The sequence below is a fragment of the Pseudomonas sp. QC2 genome, assembly GCF_002859085.1.
Taxonomy (GTDB): domain Bacteria; phylum Pseudomonadota; class Gammaproteobacteria; order Pseudomonadales; family Pseudomonadaceae; genus Aquipseudomonas; species Aquipseudomonas petroselini.
On record NZ_PKKS01000003.1, the window covers coordinates 150,435 to 173,804 of the forward strand.

The following is a 23,370-nucleotide window of genomic DNA, read 5'->3' on the forward strand; positions in this document are numbered from 1 at the left end:
AATGACCGAATTGATTCGCGTCGAAGACCTGCGCGTGGTCGCCTGTGGCGAGCACGGCGAGGTAGAAATCGTCAAAGGCGTGAGCTTTTCCCTGGAAAAAGGTGAAGTGCTGGCGCTGATCGGTGAGTCCGGCTCGGGCAAGACCACCATCGCCCTGGCATTACTGGGGTACGCACGGCGTGGCTGTCGGTTGTCCGGCGGTGTGGTGCAGGTGGGTGAGCACGACATGCTCGCCTTGAGCGAAAAACACCTGCAAGGCCTGCGTGGTAACCGTGTGTCTTATATCGCGCAAAGCGCGGCTGCGGCGTTCAACCCGGCCAAACGACTGATCGACCAGGTGGTGGAGGGGGCCCTGATCCATGGCCTGGGCACCCGCGCCGAATTGCATGCCAAGGCTATCGGGCTGTTCCGCGACCTGGCCCTGCCGGACCCGGAACGCATCGCGCGACGTTACCCGCACCAGGTGTCCGGTGGGCAACTGCAACGGGTAATGGCGGCGATGGCGCTGATCAGCGACCCGCTGCTGGTGGTGCTCGACGAGCCGACCACGGCGTTGGACGTGACCACCCAGATCGACGTGCTGCGCGCCTTCAAGCGTGTGGTACGCGAGCGCGGCGCCACGGCCGTGTACGTCTCCCATGACCTGGCGGTGGTCGCGCAAATGGCCGACCAGATTGTGGTGCTCAATGGCGGGCAGGTTCTCGAGCACAGTGCCACGGCACCGCTGCTCAAGGCTCCGGCCCACGAATACACCCGCAGCCTGCTGGCGGCCGCACGGCCGGACACCACCATTCGCCCGCCCTGCGGGATTGCCGAAGAGGTGCCGCTGCTGACCATCACCGGCCTCACCGCCGGTTACGGCAACAAAAACATGCACGGCATGCCGTCGATCCGGGTGCTGGAAGACATCGACCTCACGGTGCGCCGTGGCCAGGCCATCGGGGTGATCGGCGAGTCGGGCTCCGGCAAGTCGACCCTGGCGCGCGTGGTGGCAGGGCTGTTGACCCCGGCCCTTGGCGGTCTCACGTTCGACGGCCAGGCCCTGGGTGGCAGCCTGTCGGAGCGCACCCCGGAACAATTTCGCCGGATCCAGATGGTGTTCCAGAACGCTGACACCGCCCTCAATCCCATGCACAGCGTGGCGACCATCCTCAGCCGCCCGCTGAAGATGTATTTTGGCCTCAAGGGCGCCGCGTTGAAGGCGCGCATCGATGAGTTGCTGGACCTGGTACGCCTGCCGCGCGACATGGCCGAACGCCGCCCGAATGAACTGTCCGGCGGGCAAAAGCAGCGGGTCAACCTGGCACGGGCGCTGGCGGCCAAGCCCGACTTGATCCTGTGCGATGAAGTGACCTCGGCCCTCGACACCGTGGTCGGCGCGGCGATCCTCGAACTGCTGCGCGACCTGCGCCAGCAACTGGGCGTGTCCTATCTGTTTATCAGCCATGACATCTCCACCGTGCGTGCGCTGTGCGATGACATTGTGGTGATGTACAGCGGCCACAAAGTGCAGGCCGGCAGCCGCCAGTCGTTTGCCGAACCGCCGTTCCACCCCTACACCGACCTGCTGATCCACTCGGTGCCCGAGTTGCGCCAGGGCTGGCTGGAAACCTGCGGCACAAGGTGCGAAACGCTGCCGGCGATGGGCGAGCGGGCCAACGTGCCGGAACTGTGCACCTTTCTCAATCGCTGCCCGGTGCGCGTCGATGGCCTGTGCAATCGCACCGCACCGAAGCGTCGCACCCTGGACAACGGCAGTGAAGTCCTCTGCCACCACGACAGCGCCCAGTTGCTGAATACCCAGCAGGGCGTCACTACCCTCACTTTGGGAGCCTATGCATGAAAGGGCGTTTTGTGAGGCTGGCCGAACAGGGCCGGCCGACGGTCAGCCTGACGGTGGATGGCGCACCCATCCAGGCCCTGCAGGGCGATACCCTGATGGTCGCGCTGCTGACCCAGGGCAACGCGCTGCGCCAATCGGAATTCGACAGCGGGCGCCGCGCCGGTTTCTGCCTGATGGGTGCGTGCCAGGACTGCTGGGTATGGACCCGCAGCGGCGAGCGCCTGCGCGCCTGCTCCAATGAAGTCCGTGATGGGCTGGACATCGTTACCACACAACCGGAGGCGACATGGCCACTGCACGGGTAGTTATTGTGGGCGCCGGACCTGCCGGCGTGCGCTGCGCCGAAACCCTGGTGGCGGCCGGAATCAAGCCAATCCTGATCGATGAAAACCGTCGCGACGGCGGGCAGATCTACCGCCGTCAGCCAGACGGTTTTACCCGCGACTACACCACGCTGTACGGCAGCGAAGCCGCCAAGGCCCAGGCCCTGCACCAGAGTTTCGACCGCCTGCGCGACGCCATCGACTACCGGCCCGACACCTTGGTGTGGAACCTCACGGCCGGGCAATTGTGCTGCGTGAGCCAAGGCCGCCACTGCACCGTGGATTACGACGCGCTGATCCTGTGCACCGGCGCCACCGACCGCTTGATGCCCATCGAGGGCTGGCAACTGGCGGGCACTTACAGCCTGGGCGGGGCGCAGATCGCCTTGAAAAACCAGGCCGTGTCCATCGGTCATCGCGTGGTGTTCATGGGCAGCGGGCCGTTGCTGTACCTGGTGGCCAGCCAATACGTCAAAGCCGGTGCCGAGGTGGCGGCGGTGCTCGACACCTCACCCCTGAGCCTGCGTCTCAAGGCCTTGCCGAAACTGCTGGCGCGGCCGGCCGTCCTGTTTACCGGGGTCAAGCTGCTGGCGCAGCTGTACCGCGCCAAGGTGGCGGTGCACCTGGGGATCAAGCCGCTGCAAGTCATGGGGGATGCCGCCAATGGCGTGGGGGGCGTGCGCTTCATCGCGGGCAACGGGCAGACCGTCACGGTGCAGGCCGATGCCGTCGCGCTGGGGTATCACCTGCGCCCGGAGACGCAATTGGGCGACCTGGCCGGCTGTGCCATGGCCTTTGACCAGGCCTCCAGCCAATGGTGGCTGGCCACGGACGAGGCCGGGCGCACCTCGGTGAAGGGGGTGTATGCGGCGGGTGACGGCGCGAAAATTCGCGGTGCGGATGCCGCCGAGCATGCCGGGCGCCTGGTGGCGCTGGCGCTGCTGGACGATCTTCAGCAACCGGTCGACAGCGGGCTGCGTGACGAACAAAAGCAAGCCCTGGCCGTGATGGACCAGTTTCGCCTCGGCCTGGCCCAGGCGTTTCCCTGGCCCAGCGCGCAGGCCAAGGCGTTGCCCGACAGCGCCATCGTGTGCCGCTGCGAGATGATCAGCGCCGGCGAACTGCGGCGCACCGTGAACGAGAAGGGCGCCTGTGAAGTCAATCGTGCCAAGGCATTCAGCCGCGTGGGCATGGGCCGTTGCCAGGGGCGTTATTGTTCACAGGCCGGGGCCGAAGTGATTGCCGCCGAGGCCGGGGTACCGGTGCAGGAAGTCGGTCGCCAGCGCGGTCAGGCACCGGTCAAACCCTTGTCGATGCTGATCACCGAGGAGGTGTCTTCATGAAGGTGCAAAAAGCCGATGTGGTGATTGTTGGCGGTGGTGTGATGGGCTCGGCGGCGGCGTTTTTTCTGCGCCGTCGCGGCCAGTCGGTGATCCTGCTCGAGCGCGACCAGATCGGCCAGTACGCCAGCGGGGTGAACTTCGGCAATGTGCGTCGGCAGGGGCGCTTCCTCGGCCAGTTGGCCTTGGCCAACCGCTCCTGGGCGCTGTGGAAGCGCCTGCCGGAACTGATCGATGATGACCTCGAGTTCATCCCCAGTGGGCATATGCGCGTGTGTTACCGCGAAGATGAAATCGCCGAGCTGGAGGCCTATGCGGCCGCGCCGGAAGCGGAGCAACTGGACCTGAAGATTTATCGCGGCACCGAACTGCATCAGCGCTTCGGCTTCCTCGGCCCGGACGTCAAGGGCGGTTCCTATGCGCCCCACGATGGCCACGCCAACCCGCGTCTGGCCGCACCGGCGTTTGCCCGCGCCGCACGGCGCCTGGGGGCGCAGATCGAAGAGCGCACCGAAGTCGCCGAGGTGCAGAAGGTCGGTGCCGACTTCCACGTCACCAGCACCGACGGTCGCCAGTTCCAGGCCGCACAACTGTTGATCACCGCCGGCGCCTGGGGCCAGAAGCTTTCGGCGCAGTTCGGCGAGCCGGTGCCGCTCGACACCCACGGCCCGCAGATGGCAGTGACTGAGCCGGTGCCCTACGCGCTGCCGACGGTGATCGGCGTGTACACCAAAATCCCCGAGGAAGTGATCTACTTCCGCCAGATTCCGCGGGGCAATATCGTCATCGGTGGCGGTTACCGCAGCAAGCCGGACATGCTCAACCGCCGCGCCTACGTGGAGCCGCGCAGCATCCTCAACCAGGTCAGCCAGATGCGTCGACTGCTGCCGGGCGTCGGCAACCTGAACATCATCCGTGTGTGGAGCGGCATCGAAGGCTACCTGCCGGATTCGCTGCCGGTGATGGGCCCCAGCGGCACCGTCGACGGCTTGTTCTATGCCTTCGGCTTCTGCGGCCACGGCTTCCAGCTCGGCCCGGGCGTCGGCGATGTGATGGCCGAGCTGCTCGCCACCGGCAGCACCAGTACCCCGATCGAGCCGTTCTCCATTACCCGGTTCGCCCCACCTGCCGAGCAACGGAGCCAGGCCTGATGAAACCGCGTGTTCTTGAGATTCTCAAACAACTGATGGCCTTCGACACGGTGTCGTCGGAATCGAACCTGGCCCTGATCGACTACGTGCGCGACCTGTTGCTGACCAAGGGCATCGAATCCTTGATCGTCAAGGACCAGAGCGGCAAGAAGGCCAACCTGTTCGCCAGCACCGGGCCCAAGCAACAGCCCGGCGTGTTGCTGTCCGGGCACACCGACGTGGTGCCGGCGGCGGGGCAGGCGTGGACCTTTCCCGCCTTCGCCGCCACTGTGCAGGACGGGCGCATCTACGGGCGTGGCAGCTGCGACATGAAGGGCTTCATCGCCCTGGCCATCGACGCCCTGCTCGATGCCGCCGACCACACCTTGAACCGCCCGCTGCAATTGGCCCTGTCCCATGACGAGGAGATCGGTTGCGTCGGCGTACGGCGCCTGCTCGATGTTTTGCACCTGGCGCCGGTGCGCCCGTTTTTGTGCGTGATCGGCGAGCCGACCAACATGCAGTTCGTACTCGGCCACAAGGGCAAGGGGTCCTACCGCACTTACTGCCGTGGCCAGGAAGCGCATTCGTCGTTGGCGCCGCGTTCGGTCAACGCCATCCATGTGGCCTGCGACTTTATCGCCGCCCTGCGTGAGAGCCAGCAGCAATTGCAGACGCGTGGCGCCCAGGACTCCGACTACGACGTGCCCTACAGCACCGTGCATGTCGGGCAGATTGTCGGCGGCAAAGCGCTGAACATCGTGCCTAACCTGTGCAGCCTGGATTTCGAAGTGCGCAACCTGCCGGCGGACGATCTGGATCAGTTCCTGGACCAGATGCGCGAGCGAGCCGAGGTGATCGTGCGCGAGGCGCAGAAGCTGTCCAGCGCGGCGGCCATCGAGATCGAAACCATCAACGTCTACCCCGGCCTCGACACCCACCCCAGTGTCGAAGCGGTGCGCTTTCTCAAGCAATTCGCCGCGCCGGGTACCGGCACCGCCAAGGTGTCGTTCGGCACCGAAGGTGGCCTGTTCAAGCAGCGCCTGGACGTGCCGGTGGTGGTCTGCGGGCCGGGTTCCATCGAGCAGGCGCACAAACCCGACGAGTTTATCGAGATCAGCCAGATGGACGCGGGCGAGCGCTTTTTGCAAGGTTTGCTCGGCTCATTGAAGGCCTAGCAGAGCCTGCCGTCCTGCGCCCAATTACAGCACGGCACGCTGCTTTAACCGCGCTTTCGGCATCCTCGTCCGTGGCACCTCCCTAGACTGGAGCGTGTCTCGGATCAGGACTCGACCATGCTCAAGAATCGCTTGCAAGACCCCAGCCTGCTGGCTGAACTCGCCTACGTAGATGGCCAATGGATTGCTGCCGACAGCGCGGCCACCCTGGACATCCGCGACCCTGCCACCGGCCACGTGCTGGCCCAGGTCCCGGCCATGGACGCGGTGGACACCCGCCGCGCCATCGAAGCCGCCGAGCGTGCCTGGCCCGCCTGGCGCGCCCGCCCGGCGGCTGAACGCGCGGCGCTGCTGGAGCGCTGGTACCAGGCGATGATCGACAACCTCGACGACCTGGCGCTGATCATGACCTGCGAGCAGGGCAAGCCGCTGAACGAAGCCCGTGGCGAAGTGCGCTACGGCGCCGGTTTCGTCAAATGGTTCGCCGAGGAAGCGCGGCGGGTCTACGGTGAAACCATGCCGGCCCCCAGCGGCGACAGGCGCCTGCTGACCCTCAAGCAACCCGTGGGCGTGTGCGCCGCCATCACCCCGTGGAATTTCCCCAATGCGATGATCACGCGCAAATGCGCGCCGGCGCTGGCCGCCGGGTGTCCGATCATCGTCAAACCGTCGGACCTGACGCCGCTGTCAGCGCTGGCCCTGGCGGTGCTGGCCGAGCGCGTCGGCATTCCTGCGGGCGTGTTCAATGTCATCACCGGTTTGCCTGCGGGCATCGGCGAAGAGCTGACGGGCAACCCGGCGGTGCGCAAGATTTCCTTCACCGGCTCGACCGCCGTCGGCCGCCTGCTGATGCGCCAGAGTGCCGAACACATCAAGCGCTTGAGCCTGGAATTGGGCGGCAACGCGCCGTTTATCGTGTTCGACGACGCCGACCTTGAGCAGGCAATCGCCGGGGTGATGCTGAGTAAATTTCGCAACGCCGGGCAAACCTGCGTGTGCGCCAACCGCATTCTGGTGCAAGACGGCATCTACGCACGTTTTGCCGCGCGCCTGGTGGAAGAGGTGGGCAAGCTCAAGGTCGGCAACGGCCTGGAAGACGGCGTGACCATCGGCCCGCTGATCAACCCGGCGGCGGTGAACAAAGTCGCGCGGCATATCGACGACGCCCTGAGCAAAGGCGCCCAGCTGCTCTGCGGCGCGATCCCAAGTGGCGACAGCCAGTTCGTGCAACCCACGGTGCTCGGCGACACCCACGCCGGGATGTTGCTGGCCAATGAAGAAACCTTCGGCCCGGTGGCGCCGCTGATGCGCTTTACCGACGAGACCGAGGCGCTCGCCCTGGCGAATGCCACGCCGTACGGCCTGGGCGCCTACTATTTCACCCAGGACCTGCAGCGCTCGTGGCGCTTCGGCGAAGCGCTGGAATTCGGCATGGTCGGGCTCAACACCGGGATTATCTCCATGGAAGTCGCGCCGTTTGGCGGCATCAAACAATCCGGGCTGGGCCGCGAGGGCAGCAAGTACGGCCTGGACGAGTACCTTGAAGTCAAAGCCTTCCATATCGGCGGCTTGAACTGACAATGAGCGAGGCGGAATCGATGAGCAAGGCATTCAGAATCGCCGCGATTGCCGGCGATGGCATTGGCAAGGAAGTATTGCCCGAAGGGCTACGGGTACTGGAACAGGCGGCCAACATCTGGGACCTGAACCTGAGCATCGAAGTGCTCGACTGGGCCCACTGTGATTATTACCTGGAACACGGGCAGATGATGCCCGAGGACTGGTTCGAACAGCTCAAGGGCTTCGACGCGATTTACTTTGGCGCGGTGGGCTGGCCAGACAAAGTCCCGGACCATATTTCCCTGTGGGGCTCGCTGCTCAAGTTCCGCCGCGACTTCGACCAATACGTGAACATTCGCCCGGTGCGCTTATTCCCCGGCGTACCGTGCCCGCTGGCCGGGCGCGAGCCGGGGGACATCGACTTTGTGGTGATCCGCGAAAACACCGAGGGTGAGTACTCGTCGGTAGGCGGCAAGATGTTCGAAGGCACCGCGCATGAGTTTGTGCTGCAGGAGTCGGTGTTCACCCGGCGTGGGGTTGACCGCATCCTCAAGTTCGCCTTTGACCTGGCGCAGACCCGCCCGCGTAAAAAGCTGACGGCGGCGACCAAGTCGAACGGGATCTCCATCAGCATGCCTTACTGGGACGAGCGTACTGCGCTGATGGCGGCGAATTATCCGGAGGTGGCGTGGGACAAGCAGCACATCGACATCCTGTGCGCGCGGTTTGTGCTGCAGCCGGACCGGTTTGACGTGGTGGTGGCGTCGAATCTGTTTGGCGACATTTTGTCCGACCTGGGGCCGGCGTGTGCGGGGACCATCGGGATTGCGCCGTCGGCGAACCTGGATCCCGAGCGGCGGTTTCCGTCGTTGTTTGAGCCGGTGCATGGGTCGGCGCCGGATATTTATGGGCAGAATATTGCGAACCCGATTGCGATGATTTGGTCGGGGGCGTTGATGTTGGACTTTTTGGGGAATGGGGATGGGCGGTATCGGGCGGCGCATGATGGGATTTTGCGGGCTATCGAGGGGGTGATTGCGCAGGGGGTGGTTACGCCGGATTTGGGGGGGACGAGGTCGACTCAGGAGGTGGGGGATGCGGTTGTGGGGGGGCTGTTGGTTTGAGTTGAGTTGAGTACATATCCGTTATTTAGGTAACGGCGGCTTATGGTTCCGCTCTTACAGCGGCTCACTTTTGGAAAGGCCCAAAAGTAAGCAAAAGGCCTTCGCCCCAACACTCGGCACCTCGCCTAGGCTCGGTGTGCCCTCACTCCGGCTTGAATCCGTGGGCCGCCGCCACGCGCCATCCATGGCGCGGGGCGGCTAACCCGGCGTCCTGCCGGGTTACCCACGGATTCAAGCCTGCGTTCGGCCAGCGTGTTTGACGGGGCGCCCCAGATCAAAGGCAAAAGCGCGGCGGCCTTAGAGCCGACCGGGGTTGGGGGTGCGTTACTGGGTTAAAAATGTGGGAGGGGGCAAGCCCCCTCCCACAGTTTGAACTGCATACATCAGGTAGATATCAGCCTGCTTTTGCCCTGCTTTTGATCTGGCTTTTGATCTTGATCTTAGGCGCCCCGTTAAACACGCTGGCCGGAATTCGACAGGGATTTGGGGGGTAAACCGGCAGGGATGCCGGTTTAGCCGCCCCGCGCCATGGATGGCGCGTGGCGGCGGCCCCCCAAATACCTGTCGGATTACGGGCACACCGAGCCTAAGCGAGGTGCCGAGTGTTGGGGCAAGAGCCTTTTGGTTACTTTGGGGCTCTTTTCCAAAGTGACCCGCCGTAAGGGCGGAACCCATAGCAGCCGTTACCCAAACAACGGATATGTACTCAACCACGGATAGGTACCCAATCAATACCCCCGCCCCCGATCCACCTCACCCACCATCTCCTCCCCCCGCTCAAACCGCCGAATATTCTCCAACAACACCCCAAACGCACTCTCCGGCTGCGTCATCGCCGCAATATGCGGCGTCAACAACACCTGCGGATGCCCCCAAAACGGATGATCCGCCGCCGCCGGCTCCTCCCGCAGCACATCCAACACCGCGCCACTCAACTGACCACTCCCCAGCGCCTCCAACAAATCCTCTTCCACCAAATGCCCCCCGCGCCCCATATTGATCAGCGCCGCTCCCCGAGGCAGTTGCGCAAACAGCCGCCGATCCAGAATCCCTTGGGTCTGTTCCGTCAACGGCAGCACACACAGCACAATATCGCACTGGCTGAGAAACGCCGGCAGTTGCGCGTCCCCCGCATAACACACCACCCCCGGCACCCGGTGTGCACTGCGCGCCCAGCCCGACAACGCAAACCCCAACGGCGCCAACGTCGCCAAAATCTGCTGAGCCTGGGCACCCAACCCCATCACCCCCACGCGTCGATGCGCAGCCGGCTGTAACAGATGCGCCTGCCAGCACCGTGCAACCTGCTGCTGGCGGTAGCGCAACATGTCCCGGTGCAGGCTGAGCACCGCCCAACTGGCGTATTCGCACATGCCACGGGTGATGCCAGGGTCCAGCAGGCGCACCACGGGCAGTTCCGGTGGCAAACGGGAAAGGTCGAGCTGATCGACCCCGGCCGACAACGCGAACAACACTTTCAGGTTGGGCAGCACGTGCGCCAGATCTTCCGGCGCCTGCCAGGCGGCGAGGTACTCGACGTCTTCGGGGGTGCCGATGTCCGGCCAGGCGCGCCATTCGATGTCCGGTGCGTGTTCGGCGAAGAGTGCCTGCCAGTGTCGGCCGCGCACCGGGTCAGCTTTGTAGAGCAAGGCCATGGGTGTTTCCTGCTGGATGAAGGTAGCGATTATCATCGCCCAAAGCCTGGCGCAGGATCTGTTGAAAGGCAGGGCCAAAACAGTCGATCCGAATTTCTCACGGGCCAAGTTCGGCTGAGTTCGTTGTGGGCACACCGTAATCTGGACAGCATCGCAACCACCTCCAGGTTGCCGGACTCACGATGGGAAATGCCATGAATAGCAAAGTCGACGAAACCCCTCATTTGCTCCGTCAGCGCGAGCAGTTCGTGCCCCGTGGGCTGGTTACCGCGCACCCGCTGGTGATCGACCGCGCCCAGGGCGCCGAGTTGTGGGACGTGGATGGCAAGCGTTACCTGGATTTTGTCGGCGGTATCGGCGTGCTCAACATTGGTCACAACCACCCCAAGGTGGTTGCCGCCGTGCAGGCCCAATTGCAGAAGGTGTCCCACGCCTGTTTCCAGGTGGTGGCGTACCAGCCTTATCTCGACCTGGCCCAGCGCCTGTGCGAAATGATCGGCGGTCAGGAGGCCTATAAAGCGGCGTTCTTCACCTCCGGCGCCGAGGCGGTGGAAAATGCGGTGAAGATCGCCCGCGCCCACACCAATCGTTCGGCGGTGATTGCCTTTCGTGGTGGCTTCCACGGCCGCACGTTGCTCGGTACCACGCTCACCGGCATGAGCCAACCCTACAAACAGAACTTCGGGCCGTTTGCGCCGGAAGTGTTCCATACCCCCTATCCGAACGCGTATCGCGGGGTGACCAGCGAGGTCGCGCTCAAGGCCCTTGATGAGTTGCTGGCAACCCAGGTGGCGCCGGAACGTGTGGCGGCAATCATCATCGAGCCGGTGCAGGGCGACGGTGGTTTCCTGACCGCGCCGCCGGCGTTCCTGCAGGCGCTGCGTGCGTTGGCAGACAAGCACGGCATCGTGCTGATTCTTGACGAGATCCAGACCGGCTTCGGTCGCACCGGCACCTGGTTCGGTTTCCAGCACGCCGGCATCCAGCCCGATTTGGTCACCGTGGCCAAGAGCCTGGCCGGTGGCCTGCCGTTGTCCGGTGTGGTCGGCAAGGCGCAGATCATGGACGCACCCCTGCCCGGCGGGCTGGGTGGCACCTACGGCGGCAACGCGCTGGCCTGCGCGGCAGCATTGGCGGTGATCACGGCATTTGAAGACGAACACTTGTTGGCCCGCAGCCAAGTGCTGGGCGAGCGCCTGCGCCACGGCTTGCTCGGCTTGCAGGCGCGCTACCCGAACATCGGCGACGTGCGCGGCACCGGCTTTATGCTGGCCATCGAGTTGATCAAGGATGACGCGGCGCGTACCCCGGATGCCGACCTCAATCAACGGGTCATCGATGAGGCCCGTGCCGGTGGTTTGCTGGTCATCAAGTGCGGCGTGCACCGCAACGTGCTGCGCTTCCTCGCACCGCTGGTGACCACCGAGGCCCAGGTTGACGAAGCGCTGCAGATTCTCGACGCCGCGTTGGCACGGGTCTTGAACTGAGGCTGTGCCCGCTCGGGGCGAAACGCATCAAAGGAGGCTTGACCCACCATGGGGCTGACAGATTATCGAGCGTTGCTGATCGATTGCGATGAAGTGCTGGTGGATCGCGATTCCGGGGTGTGGGCGGCGCTGCAGCCGTTGCTCGACAGCCGTGGCGGGCAGCCGTCCAGGGAGCAGGTGCTGGCCGAGTTCAATGCGGTGGTGGCCAAACTCTACCCGCGCTTCGCTGAGCTAGGCTTCAGTGGTGTGTTGTGTTTCGCCCATCGCCAACTGGCGGAAGCCTGGGGTCTGCACGCCAGTTGGGAGGAGGGCATGAGCTTCGCCCGTTCGGCGGGCAATTGGTCGTTGTTCGAGGATGCGCCGGGGGCGATGCTGTACCTGCGCAAGTTTTATCGCCTGCTGGTGCGCGGCGACCGCGACGCCGAGGATCGTGGGGGGTTGTGCGAGCGATTGGGGATTGCACCGGAAGATTTCATTTCCCTGGCCGAAGACCCGCAATGGCTCACGGATCAAGGCGCGCAGCTGCAACCGGTGCTGCATGTCACGCGACCGTCGGTCGCTGCACACGCGGCGCTGGACCGCTGTTTGATCGGCCGCCACCGGGCGCGGCAGCCTTCGCCCTGTGCGGCGGACTACTGCATCAACAGCATGGCGGATCTGGTGGCGCAGCATCAGCTGTCTTTACGGCGCTGATTTTGCTAGAAGATTGTCTTAAAAATGGCAGTCAAGAGGTACGCAATGGAAGGGCTCGTAAAGCTGGACCGGATCGACATCAGCATTCTGGTTGAATTGCAGAAGGACGGCCGGATGACCAATGTCAGCCTCGCCGACGCCGTGGGCCTGTCTGCCAGCCCGTGCCTGCAACGGGTCAAGCGGTTGGAGTCGGCCGGGTATATTTCCAGCTACAAGGCGCATTTGAACCTCGCCAAGATCACCGATTCGGTCACGGTATTTACCGAGATTACCCTCAGCGACCACAAGCGCGAAGATTTCGCCAAGTTTGAATCCAATATTCGTTTGGTGGATGAAGTGTTGGAGTGCCACCTGATCAGCGGTGGCTACGATTACCTGGTACGTTTTATGACCCGCAGCATTCAGCACTATCAAGAGGTGGTTGAAAGTCTGTTGGATAAGAATATTGGGATTTCCAAGTATTTCAGTTACATCGTGATCAAGTCGCCGGTGCTCAAGGATGGTGTGCCGTTGCGCAAGTTGCTGCGGCATTGAGGTTGCCTGCCGATCAGGCGACCTTGCTTGATCGTGTGTAAACCCCATTCAAATGTGGAAGCCTGCGTTTGGCCTGCGTGTTTGATGGGGCGCTTGAGATCAAGATCAAAAGCAAAGCAAACGCTAGGCAAACCTGAACGAGGCGCCATGAGCCGAGCTTGGCAGGCGATCGCTGCCGTCGGCGCTCAGGCGCGAGCGCAATGTGCCGCTTTGCGCGGTGGTGCGGTACAGGCCGCGCTTTTGCAGGGCGGGGATGATCAGTTCGACAAAGTCATTCAGGGAGCCGGGGCTGATCAGTGGGTTGAGCATGTAGCCGCTGGTGCCGGAAATGCGCGCGTGTTCTTCGATCTTGTCCGCGATGTGTTCCGGGGTGCCGACCAGGATCAGGTCGCTGCCTCGGGTGACGTTGGCAAAGCGCTGGCGTACTTCGCCGGCGGTCAGGGGCTTGCCGCTGCCATCGGGTTTCATCACGTAGGAGGTCATGCCTTCGGTGTGGGTCGACAGTGCTTCGTTGTCGGCGTAGCGGCTGATGTCGATGCCGGTGTCGCCGGCGTAGCTCACCAGTTGTGCTTGCAGGTGATAGTTGCTTTGCAGGCTGTCGTATTTTTTCTGTGCTTCGATGGCGGTGGGGGCGGTGACGATGCGCAGCACGGTGAGTGATTTCACATCGGCGGCCTGGCGGCCACGGGCCTCGGCCTGGCGCCAGATGTCTTCCAGGCCCTGGCGGATTTCCAGTGGGTTGGACTTTGCGATAAATACCAACTCCGCATGCTTGGCCGCGAACTGCCGACCCCGCGCCGACCAGCCCGCCTGGATCAGCAAAGGCGTACGCTGCGGCGACGGCGAGGTGAGGTGCGGGCCGGCCACCCGGTAATGTTCCCCGGCATGCTGGATCGGCCGTACCCGTGAGCCGTCGGCATAGGTGTGCGCCAGCTTGTCGGCGAGCACTGCGTCATCGGCCCAGCTGCCTTCCCACAGTTTGTAGACCACGTCGAGAAACTCCTCGGCGCGTTCGTAGCGGTCGTCGTGCTTGATCATCTGTTCCAAGCCGAAGTTACGCGCGGCGCTGGAGAGGTAGGAGGTGACGATGTTCCAGCCGATGCGCCCGTCCGACAGGTGATCCAGGGTGCTGAAACGTCGGGCATGGGTAAACGGGTGCTCGTACGTGGTGGTGACGGTGACGCCGAAGGCGAGTTTTTCGGTGAGGGCCACCAAGGCTGGAATGATCGTCAGCGGGTCATTGGCGGGGGCCTCTACCGCCCATTTCAAGGCCGCAGCCTCGTTGCCCCCGAACACATCGTAAAAGCCCAGCACATCGCCGAAAAACATCAGGTCCAGGTGGGCTTCATCCGCCGTGCGGGCCAGGTTCGACCAGTACTTGAGGGTGTTGATGCCCAGCCTTTCATCGGCCGGGTGGGTCCACAGGCTGGGCGCGCCGCCGCAGCCGACACTGGCTTGTTCGTAGAGGCCGAATAACAGCGGGGTAGGATCGGACATGGTGCTTCCTGCCAATAAAAAAGATGGGGCGACTGACTATCGCCCGTGGAGATAGGCCTTGCCGTAGTGCCGCTCCAGCCGGGCCTGGATCAGTTCCAGGCCGATGGACAGCAGCCAGTAAATCACGGCGGCGGTGGTGAGCATTTCGATGTAGCGGTACGACGAGCGGCCATAGGATTGCGCCAGGAACATCACCTCCCACACGCCCATCACCGAGACCAGCGAGGAGTCCTTGAGCATCGAGATGAACTGGCTGGTGGTCGGCGGAATAATGGTGCGCATGGCCTGGGGCAGTACGATCTGCCAGAACGTCACCGTCCGGCCCATGCCCAGTGCGGAAGCGGCGTTACGTTGGCCTTGGGACACGCCGAGGATGCCGGCGCGAAAGATCTCGCTCAGGTACGCCCCGTAGTTCAACGACAACGCAATGATCCCGGCACTGATCGCGCCTGGTACCACCCCCAGCTGGGGCAGGCCGAGGTAGATCAGTAGGATCTGGATCAGCAGCGGCGTGCCGCGAAAGAACGAGGCGTAGAAGCTGGCGATGCCGAACGCCACTGCGCTGTTCGACAACCGCGCCAGGGCGGTGGCGAAGCCCAGCGCCAGCGACAGCCAGATCGAGCAGAAGCATAAAAACAGCGTCAGCGCCGCGCCTTGCAGAAACCCCTGGGGCGACAGGTGCAGCCCCACCAGGTTCTGCCATTTGTCGGCGACGATGGCGAACTTCAGGTCGAAGCTCAGGAACATCCCGGCGAACAGGCACAGCATCACGCCCCAGGTCAGCCACAGGCGTACTCGGAACGACAACAGCGTGCGTTTCACCGGCGGCGGCTTCACCACGGCGGGTGGGGTTGGGAAAACACTCATTGGGTGATGTCTGAGCCGATCCATTTCTGCGAGATCTTCGCCAGCGTGCCGTCGCTTTTAAGCTCGGCCAGGACTTGGGCCAGCTTGGCGTCCCATGCCGGGTCGCCTTTTTCGGTGGCCACCACGTTGGGCTCGGCGTACAGCGCATCGCCGGTGATCTTGAAGCGTGGGTCGTGGTCGATGCGTTCCTTGGCAGTGACCAGGTTGGTGACCATCGCATCCAGGCGCTTGCCGGTGCCCAGGGCGAGGTCCTGGAAGGCGATGGTTTCGTTGTCATAGGGCACGGCCTGTACGGCCTTGAACGGGTAGTCGATGGGCTTGCTCGCGCCTTCGATCACCAAGTCCTTGGCCAGGTAGGCTTCGTAGGTGGAGGCGCTGACCACGCCGACTTTTTTACCGCTGAGGTCGGCCGCCAATTTGATCGCGTTGTCGTCGGCATTCACCACCACCACGGCGGGCGAGGCGTAGTACTCGAACGGGAAGTTGAAGACTTGGCCACGGGCGGCGCTGGGGGTCATGGAGCAGATGCACACGTCATAGCGGCCATTCCAGCGCCCGGCGGCGATGACTTCCCAGGAGGGGGTTTCCAGTTTCAATTTCACGCCGAGTTTGTCGGCCACGGCCTTGGTCACGTCCACGTCAAAACCATCCAGCTGGTTTTGCTCGTTGAGGAAAGAGAAAGGCGGGTAGTTCTCCATCAGCACACCGACCAACTGCTTGGATTGGGTGATGCGGTCCAGGGTTTGCCCGGCGAACACGGCCGGGCTGGCCAGAAGGAAAGTGAGGCTGAAGGCGGCAGCAGTGCGTAAGTTCATAAAAAGCATCCAAGCGAGTTTTTTATATTTAAACGCGATAAATGCTTTCTGTTTAATGATTTAAAGTGCTGACGAGTGCGCTTTCAGTTATATGTTTTGCGATTTACTGCAGGTCCAGGGCGCGCTGCTTGAGTTGGCGCTTTTGCTCGAACGGCAACTTCTCATCATCCCCATAGGGCGCGCTGTACCAGTTGCCATAGGTCGGGTTGGGCAGCAGGAACCAGCGTTGCCCCAACCAGTTCACGTAGGGCTCGACGGCCTTGCGTTGTGCCGCGAGGCTGTTGTGCTCGGCCTGTACGAAGTCGCCGAGGGAGTCGCCGGCCATCAACAACACACGGGCATGGTTGGCGACCCACTGGCGGCGGCAGTTCTTGCCATAGCCGGCGCTTTCACAGTGACCGGTGGGCGTGCTGGCGGCGAGTATTTGTTCATTGCTCTCAATCGGGAAACCGCGCAGCCGCAGGTTTTTCACGGTGGCCGCGACCTGGCTGTGTTCACGATTGGTCAGGTAGTAAACCTTGATGCCTTTTTGCTGCGCCGCTTGCAGGAACGCCACGGAACCGGGAAGCGCCTGGGCCTTGGCCTGATCGACCCAGGTGTTCCAGCGGTCATAGGAATACACTTGGTTATTGACCACGTCGCGGGCGTTGAGCGGTACGTTGTCCAGCAGGGTTTCGTCGATATCCACCACCAGCGCCGGCGGTAGCCCGTTCAGGTTGCGCGGGGGAAAGGGCAGGGCGTCCCAGGTGGGATCGGCCAGGGCCACGTCCAGTTGGCGGGTCGCGTTGGCGAACAGTTGGCGGTAGATCAGCTCGTGCTCGATGGAGGTCTGGGTCCAGAGCACGGCGTCGAGTTGGTCGTTGGCCGGCGGGGTGTGTTGACAGCCCGCCAGCAGGCACAGGCTGGCGAAGAGCAGGTTACGCATGGTGAGGTCTCGTAGGGAAGGACGCATGAGCGGCACCTTAGCCTAATCCGGCGTTGATTCACCACGCTGTGAGATGTTTCCAGCCTGCGCCCACATTCGACCTGCATGGGAGGCGAGTGATGTGCTCTGCGTAAGCACACCACCTTGCTTCGCCTTACAAAATACTCAACGGATAGCTGACGATTACCCGGTGCTCATCGCTGTCACGCTGAGTCGTCACTTCGGTGCGCAATGAGGCATGGCGCAAGGCGATGCTCAGGTTCTTCAGCGGCCCTTGCTGGATCACGTAGCTCACCGTCAGGTTGCGTTCCCACTCGCTTTTATCACCAGTGGGGGTACGGATGTTCGAGCCGCTTTCGTACATGCCCATAAAGCTCAGGCCCGGTACGCCGACCGTGGCGAAGTCATAGCCGTAACGCACCTGCCAGGTGGTTTCCCCGGCGCGCTGGAATTTGCCGATCATCGATTCGGTCATGAAATACGCAGTGGAGCCATCACCCTGGTTCAACCACACCGCATCGCTGTCGCCGCTGACTTGTTGCAGGCCGGCGGCAATCGTGTGGCCGTTGACCAGGTAAGTGAACTGGGCACTGCTCAGGCGGCTGTCGACCTTGCCTTTGGTCACGCCGTCGCCGTAGTAGCCGAAGGTGTAGAACGCCGGGTCGTTGCCGTTGGCGCCATCGGAGCGGTTGTCGAAGTGGCGCAGGTCAGTGCGCAGGGTGCCCGGGCCGATCTGCCAGTCGTACTTGAGGCCCAGGAAGTTCTGTTTGTAGAAGTCCTGCAGGTTGCCGTAGTAGTACTGCAAGGTCAGGTCTTTGGTGGGTTTGTAGTCGACGCCGCCGTAGTAGAACTTGTTGACGAACTCACCGGTGCGCGCGTTGTTGGCGCCGGGGATCGACATGCCCATCTGGTCGCTCGAACCACGGCCCTTCACGTGTTCCAGTTGGCCGAGGGTGAAGGTGAAGTGGTCCAGGTCCTTGGACTGCACCTGCCCGCCATTGAAGGTCTGTTGCAGCATGCGGTCGGTGGACATCACCACCGGCAGCATCGGCACCAGGGTGCCGTATTTGAGCTCGGTCTTGGCAAAACGCGCCTTGGCGGTCAGGCCCAGGCTGCCGAACTCATCCACTGCGCGGCCATCGCTGTCGGTGGGGAATACGTTGCCGTTAAACGCGGTGCTTTGTGGGTTGTAGTGGCGACCCTTGCCGGAGTCCAGGCGCACACCGAACATGCCGATGGCGTCGACGCCGAAGCCCACCGTGCCCTGGGTGTAGCCCGACTCGAAGTTGGCGATAAAGCCCTGGCCCCATTCCTGGGTGTAGTTGGGGTCGGCCGCGCCGCTGCGGTTATCGGCGTTACTGAAGAAGTTGCGGGCCAGCACGTTGAGTTTGCTGTCTTCCACCAGGCCGGCGGCGTAGCCCTGCTGAGCGATCATCAGACCGCAAAGGCCGGCGATTACTTTAGGTGCGCGATTGAAAAGCTCCATCGGTGTCATCCCCATAAGTGTTTGGTTTTTTTGAGGGCAGTCAAAAGCGGCAGTGAAATTTTCTATTTGTTTTCAGGAGCAGGTTTTTCAGGAGCAACGGTGGCGGGCCCGACATGCAGTCGCACCGGCGGCAAGCGGTACAGGATGAACAGGGCGAGTACGCCGATCCCGGCGCACAGCAACAGGCCGACGCCCACCGACTGGGCCAGCGCATCGCGGGCCAGGTTCAGCCAGGGCGAGGCGTCAAGGGATGAGTGCAACAGCGCTTGCGGGTCGGCATACAAGGCAATCCCCTCGGCGTGGTCCGCCGCGAGAAACACGCGCTGCACGTTGGCGCTGTACAGCAGGTTGACCAGCACCCCCATGCCCGCCGTGCCCAGCAGCCCGCCGACCAACCGCAGGGACTGGGTGAGTGCGGTGGCAATCCCCAGGAACTGCCGCTCGGCCAACGTCTGGGTGAATACCGTGAGGTTGAGCAGGATAAAGCCCAGCCCCACGCCGGCCAGCAGGATCAAGCCGAGCAACAGGTTGAACGAGGCCCCGCGCCCGACCACTGCCAGCCCCAGGCACGCCAGCAACAGCGCGACAAACCCCGCCAGCGGCAAGCGGTTGGGGTTGCGCAAGCGGGTGACGATCCGGCTGTTGACGATGGCCCCCAGGGTGATGCTCAACGCCAACGGTGTGATCAACAGGCCGGCGTCCTGGGGCGAGTAGCCATAGGCGCCTTGCAGCAATAGCGGCAAGTAGAACAACAGCGAAAACATGATTGCACCGGCGGCCACTGACAGGATGAACAGCACACGCAGGCTCGGCACGCTGAACAGTGCCGCAGGCAACAGGGCATGGGGGCAGCGCCGTTCCCAGTGCCACAACGCGATGATCGCGGCGATGCAGCCCAGGCCCAACGCGGTGCTCAGCGCCAGGCTCGAATGCCCCAGCCATTCCACAAACAATTGCAGGCTGCCCAGGGCCATGGCGATCAACATCGCGCCGGGCCAGTCCAGGCGAATGCCGCTGCGCTGTTGCGGGCGGTACCAGGGCAGAAAGCGCCAGGCGATCAGCAGCGCCAGGCAGCCCAGCGGCAGGTTGAGGTAAAACACTGAACGCCAGCCGAAGGCTCCGGTCAGGTAACCACCCAGGCCCGGACCGATGGCATTGACCACGCTGAACAGCGCACTCAGCAGCATCTGCCAGCGCAGACGTTGGCGGGTATCGGGAAACAATTCGGGGATACAGGCGAACGCGGTGCCGATCAGCATGCCGCCGCCTACCCCTTGCAGGGCGCGGCCAATCACCAACACCAGCATGTCGTTGGCCACGGCGCAGGCCAGGGACGCCAGGGTGAAAATCAGCGTGGCGGCGAGCACGAACGGCTTGCGCCCGTAGTAATCACCCAACCGACCAAAAATCGGGATAGTGACGATGGACGCCAACAGATAACCGGTGGCCACCCACGCATAGAGTTCAAAACCATCAAGCTCGGCGACGATGCTCGGCAAGGCATTGCCGATCACGGTCTGGTCCAATGCCGAAAGCATCAGCACCAGGGAGATGCCGAGCATGGCCAGCAAGGCTTGCTGGAAACTCAGGGGAGGGTGGGCTGCCACGGTCATCGTCGCTCCTCAGCGCAACGCGGCGACGGCGGCAGCAATACGCGCGCAGCCCTGGTCGAGGGTGGTGATCGCAGTTGCGATCGACATGCGGAAAAACGGCGCCAGCCCATACGCCGTGCCCGCCACCACCGCCACGCCCTGGCTTTCCAGCAGGTACATCACCACCTCGCCATCGCTGTCCAGGACCTTGCCCTCGGGCGTGGTTTTACCCAGCAGGCCACCGCAGTTCACATACAGGTAGAACGCGCCATCCGGCTTGCGGCAGCTGAGGCCGGGAATCGCATTGAGCAACTCCAGGCAGCGGTCGCGGCGTTGCTGGTAGACCTGCACGCTTTGCTTGACGAAGGCCTGGTCACCGTTGAGCGCTTCTACCGCCGCCGCCTGGCTGATTGAGCAGGCATTGCTGGTGGACTGCGATTGCAGGGTGGCCATGGCGCCGATCAGGTCGGCGGGGCCAGCGGCGTAACCGATGCGCCAGCCGGTCATGGCGTAGGTCTTGGACACACCGTTGACCACCAGGCTGCGTTCGCTCAAGGCCGGTTCGATGGCCAGGATGTGCGGGTTGTCCAGGCCGTCGAAACGGATGTGCTCGTAGATATCATCGGTCATCAGCAACACATGGGGACAGTCCAGCAGCACATCGGCCAGGGCACGCAATTCGCTGCGGCTGTAGCTGGCGCCGGTGGGGTTGCTCGGCGAATTGAGCAGCAGCCAGCGGGTGCGGGGGGTGATGGCGGCGCGCAGTTGTTCCGGGGTCAGTTTGAAACCGTTGTGTTCGGGGCAGGCGAGGGTGACGGGCTCGCCTTCGCATGCCAGCACCATGTCCGGGTACGACACCCAGTACGGTGCTGGGATCAACACCTCGTCGCCCGTGCCGAGGGTGGCGGCGAAGGCATTGAAGATCGCGCTCTTGGCGCCGCTGGTCACCAGTATTTGCTGGGGGGTGTAGGTCAGGGCGTTTTCGCGGGCCAGCTTGTCGACGATGGCCTGGCGCAGTTCCGGGGTGCCGGCGTTCTGGGTGTAGCGGGTTTCACCGCGCTCGATGGCGGCGCTGGCGGCCTGGCGAATGTGGGGGGGCGTATCGAAGTCCGGTTCGCCTACCACCAGGTTGATGATGGACTGGCCTTGGCGTCGCAGCTCGTTGGCGCGGTCGGACGCGGCGCTGCTGGGCGATGGTTTGATGCGTTGCACACGGGCGGCGATGCGGGAGGCAGTCACGGGCGTTCCTCGTTGATGGCGTTGACAGGGGCCACAGTACGAGGGGTGGGGGAGCGGGTCATAAGATGAGTTTGTTCTGGTTTGATAGGAAGTGCTTATGGCTGGGCGCGCACTGAATGGGTGCGTCCAGCCCTGGGTGCGCCGCGTGGGTGCCTGGGAGGGGGATTTTGGGGGAGCCATAGCGAAGGCTTATGGCTGGTTGTGGGGAGTGGCCTGGGTTTTGCAAAACATCGCAGGTCTCTGTGTGAGCTGGCTTGTCTGCGAAGGCGGGGCTGTGGGGCGGTCGGGCGGTGTGCATATCCGTTGCTGCGGTAACGGCGGCTTAGGGTTCCGCTCTTACAGCGGGTCACTTTTGGAAGAGCGCCAAAAGTAACCAAAAACGCTTCGCCCCACCACTCGGTGCCTCGCCTAGGCTCGGCATGCCCTCACTCCGGCTTGAATCCGTGGGCCGCCGTCATGGGCCATCCCTGGCCCAGGACGGCTAACCCGGCGTCCTGCCGGGTTACCCACGGATTCAAGCCTGCGTTCGGCCAGCGTGGTTGACGGGGCGCTTGAGATCAAGATCAAAAGCAGATCAAAAGCAGAGCAGAAACAAGCAAAAAACGTCCACCTCCAGCACAAGGGCATCGCCATTTTGAACCTGCGTCGATTGAAGTATTTCGTGAAACTGGTCGACATCGGCAGCATGACCCAGGCTGCCGATGTGCTGCACGTGGCGCAACCGGCGTTGAGTCAGCAGTTGGCAACGCTGGAAGCGGAGTTGCAGCAACAGTTGTTGATTCGCACCAAGCGTGGCGTCACGCCGACGGAGGCGGGCAAGGTGCTCTATGGCCATGCGCAGATCATTCTGCGCCAGTGCGAACAGGCGCAGAGCGATATCAACGCCACCGGCCAGGCGTTGTCCGGGCAGGTGTCGGTGGGGCTTGCGCCGGGAACTGCCGCTTCGGCGCTGTCGTTGCCGCTGCTGCGCACGGTGCGCGAGCGGCATCCCGGCATCCTGCTGTATCTCAATGAGAACTTCGGCACCACCTTGAGTGAGCTGATCATGAACGGCCGCATGGACATGGCGGTGCTCTACGGTGGTCGCGAGGTGCATGGCTTGAGTTTTGTCTCGCTGTTGCGCGAGCCGCTGTACCTGGTGAGTGCCGACCCGGCCATTGCTACCCGTGAAGACATCCCGCTGGCCGAACTGGCGGACATGGACATGCTGCTGCCGCGTCCCTACAACGTCATGCGCCGGCTGGTGGATGAAGCCTTTCTGCGTATCGGCCTCAGTGCTCGGGTGGTGGCCGAGATCGAGTCGTCTACCACCCTCACCGCCGCCGTGGCCGATCATTTCGGTTCGACCATCCTGCCGGAGTCGTCGGCGCGGGTGATGGTGGCCGCGACGTCGGTGCATATGTGTCGCATCGTCGAGCCCCAGGTGGAGGCGCCGCTGGCGCTGTGCCTGTCGGGGCATTTGCCGTTGTCGGTGCCGGCCCAGGCGGTCAAGGCGATCTTGCTGGAACTGGTGGCGCAGATGCGTGGCAGCCTGATTTGAAGGGTCATAAGGTCGGCTTATCACCCCAAAGCCAAAGCGTCTTGGCCGCTTTTCGAGGGGCTCGGTAGATTGGGCCCATCCACTCAAGACACGCTCGACAGGCAGGGGCCATACATGGATTCAGCACGTATCAAGGGGTTGATGGAATTGCTGGCCGAGTCCGATTTGCTGGAACTGAGCCTCACCGAAGGCGACAGCACGTTGCGGCTGTTCAAACAGCCCGGTGAGGTGGCCGTCAGCGTCGTGCCGACGGCGGTTGCAGCGCCGGCAGCGACACCGACACAGCCAACGGCGGCCGTGGACATCAAGGCCAGCCTCTACGGCGTGCTGCACCTGACGCCGGCCGTCGGTGAAGCGCCGTTTGTAGCGCTAGGGCAAGTCATCGAAGCCGGCCAGACCGTGGCGGTGATTGAGGCAATGAAGATGTTCCATCCGGTGAAGGCCAAGGCTGCCGGCAAAGTCCTCGAGATCCTGGCCCAGGGCGGGGTTGAAGTCGAAGCCGGCCAGGCCTTGTTCCGCCTGGGTTGACCCTCACGCGTATT

General features: G+C 63.2%; 20 protein-coding genes. 12 read left to right on the plus strand and 8 right to left on the minus strand.

The genetic code is table 11. The features are described from left to right. Position 1 precedes the first annotated feature (1 nt). The 7 genes from QCBJ_RS02220 to QCBJ_RS02250 all read left to right on the plus strand — a co-directional run bounded on the left by QCBJ_RS02220 (position 2) and on the right by QCBJ_RS02250 (position 8,498). Positions 2–1,843, plus strand: a complete 1,842-nt coding sequence (locus QCBJ_RS02220; protein ID WP_102060042.1) for an ABC transporter ATP-binding protein — start codon at positions 2–4, stop codon at positions 1,841–1,843. Next, positions 1,840–2,148, plus strand: a complete 309-nt coding sequence (locus tag QCBJ_RS02225; RefSeq protein ID WP_015884835.1) for a (2Fe-2S)-binding protein — start codon at positions 1,840–1,842, stop codon at positions 2,146–2,148. The genes QCBJ_RS02220 and QCBJ_RS02225 overlap by 4 nt, the downstream gene beginning before the upstream one ends. Then, a complete protein-coding gene (locus QCBJ_RS02230) occupies positions 2,130–3,509 on the plus strand; it encodes an NAD(P)/FAD-dependent oxidoreductase (protein WP_015884834.1) in 1,380 nt (459 codons plus the stop codon). The genes QCBJ_RS02225 and QCBJ_RS02230 overlap by 19 nt, the downstream gene beginning before the upstream one ends. Continuing rightward, positions 3,506–4,657, plus strand: a complete 1,152-nt coding sequence (locus QCBJ_RS02235) for an FAD-binding oxidoreductase (RefSeq protein ID WP_102060043.1) — start codon at positions 3,506–3,508, stop codon at positions 4,655–4,657. The genes QCBJ_RS02230 and QCBJ_RS02235 overlap by 4 nt, the downstream gene beginning before the upstream one ends. Next, positions 4,657–5,814, plus strand: a complete 1,158-nt coding sequence (gene argE, locus QCBJ_RS02240) for an acetylornithine deacetylase (RefSeq protein ID WP_015884832.1) — start codon at positions 4,657–4,659, stop codon at positions 5,812–5,814. Before QCBJ_RS02235 ends, argE begins: the two co-directional genes overlap by 1 nt. 117 nt (positions 5,815–5,931) lie before the next feature. Beyond that, positions 5,932–7,392 (plus strand): NAD-dependent succinate-semialdehyde dehydrogenase, encoded by a 1,461-nt coding sequence (locus QCBJ_RS02245; protein ID WP_102060044.1) that lies wholly within the window; start codon positions 5,932–5,934, stop codon positions 7,390–7,392. A gap of 20 nt (positions 7,393–7,412) precedes the next feature. Further along, complete coding sequence (locus tag QCBJ_RS02250) at positions 7,413–8,498, plus strand: tartrate dehydrogenase (protein WP_046036808.1); 1,086 nt, start codon at positions 7,413–7,415, stop codon at positions 8,496–8,498. A gap of 728 nt (positions 8,499–9,226) precedes the next feature. On the opposite strand, the gene QCBJ_RS02260 is transcribed toward QCBJ_RS02250, so the two are convergent. Beyond that, a complete protein-coding gene (locus QCBJ_RS02260) occupies positions 9,227–10,153 on the minus strand; it encodes a glyoxylate/hydroxypyruvate reductase A (RefSeq protein ID WP_102060046.1) in 927 nt (308 codons plus the stop codon). Between the two features lie 194 nt (positions 10,154–10,347). On the opposite strand from QCBJ_RS02260, the gene gabT reads away from it, so the two are divergent. The 3 genes from gabT to QCBJ_RS02275 are packed head-to-tail and all read left to right on the plus strand — an operon-like array spanning position 10,348 to position 12,867. Further along, the gene (gabT, locus tag QCBJ_RS02265) at positions 10,348–11,640 is read left to right on the plus strand and encodes a 4-aminobutyrate--2-oxoglutarate transaminase (protein WP_093541293.1); all 1,293 of its coding nucleotides are present in this window, start codon (positions 10,348–10,350) and stop codon (positions 11,638–11,640) included. Between the two features lie 48 nt (positions 11,641–11,688). Beyond that, positions 11,689–12,333: a hypothetical protein gene (locus tag QCBJ_RS02270; RefSeq protein ID WP_015884827.1), complete on the plus strand. Its 645-nt coding sequence runs from the start codon at positions 11,689–11,691 to the stop codon at positions 12,331–12,333. Between the two features lie 45 nt (positions 12,334–12,378). Beyond that, positions 12,379–12,867, plus strand: a complete 489-nt coding sequence (locus QCBJ_RS02275; RefSeq protein WP_003174918.1) for an Lrp/AsnC family transcriptional regulator — start codon at positions 12,379–12,381, stop codon at positions 12,865–12,867. Positions 12,868–12,990: 123 nt separating this feature from the next. Here QCBJ_RS02275 and QCBJ_RS02280 read toward each other — a convergent pair whose 3' ends face one another. From QCBJ_RS02280 to QCBJ_RS02310, 7 genes are all read right to left on the minus strand, one after another. Next, positions 12,991–14,364: an LLM class flavin-dependent oxidoreductase gene (locus QCBJ_RS02280; RefSeq protein ID WP_043205600.1), complete on the minus strand. Its 1,374-nt coding sequence runs from the start codon at positions 14,362–14,364 to the stop codon at positions 12,991–12,993. 36 nt (positions 14,365–14,400) lie between these two features. Then, a complete protein-coding gene (locus QCBJ_RS02285) occupies positions 14,401–15,231 on the minus strand; it encodes an amino acid ABC transporter permease (protein WP_102060047.1) in 831 nt (276 codons plus the stop codon). Next, complete coding sequence (locus QCBJ_RS02290) at positions 15,228–16,046, minus strand: transporter substrate-binding domain-containing protein (RefSeq protein WP_102060048.1); 819 nt, start codon at positions 16,044–16,046, stop codon at positions 15,228–15,230. Before QCBJ_RS02290 ends, QCBJ_RS02285 begins: the two co-directional genes overlap by 4 nt. Positions 16,047–16,149: 103 nt before the next feature. Beyond that, positions 16,150–16,971 (minus strand): 5'-nucleotidase, lipoprotein e(P4) family, encoded by an 822-nt coding sequence (locus QCBJ_RS02295; RefSeq protein ID WP_043205596.1) that lies wholly within the window; start codon positions 16,969–16,971, stop codon positions 16,150–16,152. Between the two features lie 154 nt (positions 16,972–17,125). Then, on the minus strand, positions 17,126–18,457 hold the full coding sequence (locus QCBJ_RS02300; RefSeq protein WP_015884822.1) for an OprD family porin: 1,332 nt from the start codon (positions 18,455–18,457) through the stop codon (positions 17,126–17,128). A gap of 62 nt (positions 18,458–18,519) precedes the next feature. Then, positions 18,520–20,070: an MFS transporter gene (locus QCBJ_RS02305; protein ID WP_102060049.1), complete on the minus strand. Its 1,551-nt coding sequence runs from the start codon at positions 20,068–20,070 to the stop codon at positions 18,520–18,522. A gap of 9 nt (positions 20,071–20,079) precedes the next feature. Then, complete coding sequence (locus QCBJ_RS02310; RefSeq protein WP_046036827.1) at positions 20,080–21,288, minus strand: aspartate transaminase; 1,209 nt, start codon at positions 21,286–21,288, stop codon at positions 20,080–20,082. Between the two features lie 634 nt (positions 21,289–21,922). On the opposite strand from QCBJ_RS02310, the gene nac reads away from it, so the two are divergent. After that, on the plus strand, positions 21,923–22,828 hold the full coding sequence (gene nac, locus QCBJ_RS02315; protein WP_015884819.1) for a nitrogen assimilation transcriptional regulator NAC: 906 nt from the start codon (positions 21,923–21,925) through the stop codon (positions 22,826–22,828). Positions 22,829–22,942: 114 nt separating this feature from the next. Next, a complete protein-coding gene (locus QCBJ_RS02320; protein WP_046036519.1) occupies positions 22,943–23,356 on the plus strand; it encodes a biotin/lipoyl-containing protein in 414 nt (137 codons plus the stop codon). Positions 23,357–23,370: the final 14 nt, after the last annotated feature.

What these genes read in the sequence shown, in the direction of transcription:
- QCBJ_RS02220 (WP_102060042.1), top strand. Translation starts at nt 2, where the DNA reads ATGACCGAATTGATTCGCGTCGAAGACCTGCGCGTGGTCGCCTGTGGC.
- QCBJ_RS02225 (WP_015884835.1), top strand. Translation starts at nt 1,840, where the DNA reads ATGAAAGGGCGTTTTGTGAGGCTGGCCGAACAGGGCCGGCCGACGGTC.
- QCBJ_RS02230 (WP_015884834.1), top strand. Translation starts at nt 2,130, where the DNA reads ATGGCCACTGCACGGGTAGTTATTGTGGGCGCCGGACCTGCCGGCGTG.
- QCBJ_RS02235 (WP_102060043.1), top strand. Translation starts at nt 3,506, where the DNA reads ATGAAGGTGCAAAAAGCCGATGTGGTGATTGTTGGCGGTGGTGTGATG.
- argE (WP_015884832.1), top strand. Translation starts at nt 4,657, where the DNA reads ATGAAACCGCGTGTTCTTGAGATTCTCAAACAACTGATGGCCTTCGAC.
- QCBJ_RS02245 (WP_102060044.1), top strand. Translation starts at nt 5,932, where the DNA reads ATGCTCAAGAATCGCTTGCAAGACCCCAGCCTGCTGGCTGAACTCGCC.
- QCBJ_RS02250 (WP_046036808.1), top strand. Translation starts at nt 7,413, where the DNA reads ATGAGCAAGGCATTCAGAATCGCCGCGATTGCCGGCGATGGCATTGGC.
- QCBJ_RS02260 (WP_102060046.1), bottom strand. Translation starts at nt 10,153, where the DNA reads ATGGCCTTGCTCTACAAAGCTGACCCGGTGCGCGGCCGACACTGGCAG.
- gabT (WP_093541293.1), top strand. Translation starts at nt 10,348, where the DNA reads ATGAATAGCAAAGTCGACGAAACCCCTCATTTGCTCCGTCAGCGCGAG.
- QCBJ_RS02270 (WP_015884827.1), top strand. Translation starts at nt 11,689, where the DNA reads ATGGGGCTGACAGATTATCGAGCGTTGCTGATCGATTGCGATGAAGTG.
- QCBJ_RS02275 (WP_003174918.1), top strand. Translation starts at nt 12,379, where the DNA reads ATGGAAGGGCTCGTAAAGCTGGACCGGATCGACATCAGCATTCTGGTT.
- QCBJ_RS02280 (WP_043205600.1), bottom strand. Translation starts at nt 14,364, where the DNA reads ATGTCCGATCCTACCCCGCTGTTATTCGGCCTCTACGAACAAGCCAGT.
- QCBJ_RS02285 (WP_102060047.1), bottom strand. Translation starts at nt 15,231, where the DNA reads ATGAGTGTTTTCCCAACCCCACCCGCCGTGGTGAAGCCGCCGCCGGTG.
- QCBJ_RS02290 (WP_102060048.1), bottom strand. Translation starts at nt 16,046, where the DNA reads ATGAACTTACGCACTGCTGCCGCCTTCAGCCTCACTTTCCTTCTGGCC.
- QCBJ_RS02295 (WP_043205596.1), bottom strand. Translation starts at nt 16,971, where the DNA reads ATGCGTAACCTGCTCTTCGCCAGCCTGTGCCTGCTGGCGGGCTGTCAA.
- QCBJ_RS02300 (WP_015884822.1), bottom strand. Translation starts at nt 18,457, where the DNA reads ATGGAGCTTTTCAATCGCGCACCTAAAGTAATCGCCGGCCTTTGCGGT.
- QCBJ_RS02305 (WP_102060049.1), bottom strand. Translation starts at nt 20,070, where the DNA reads ATGACCGTGGCAGCCCACCCTCCCCTGAGTTTCCAGCAAGCCTTGCTG.
- QCBJ_RS02320 (WP_046036519.1), top strand. Translation starts at nt 22,943, where the DNA reads ATGGATTCAGCACGTATCAAGGGGTTGATGGAATTGCTGGCCGAGTCC.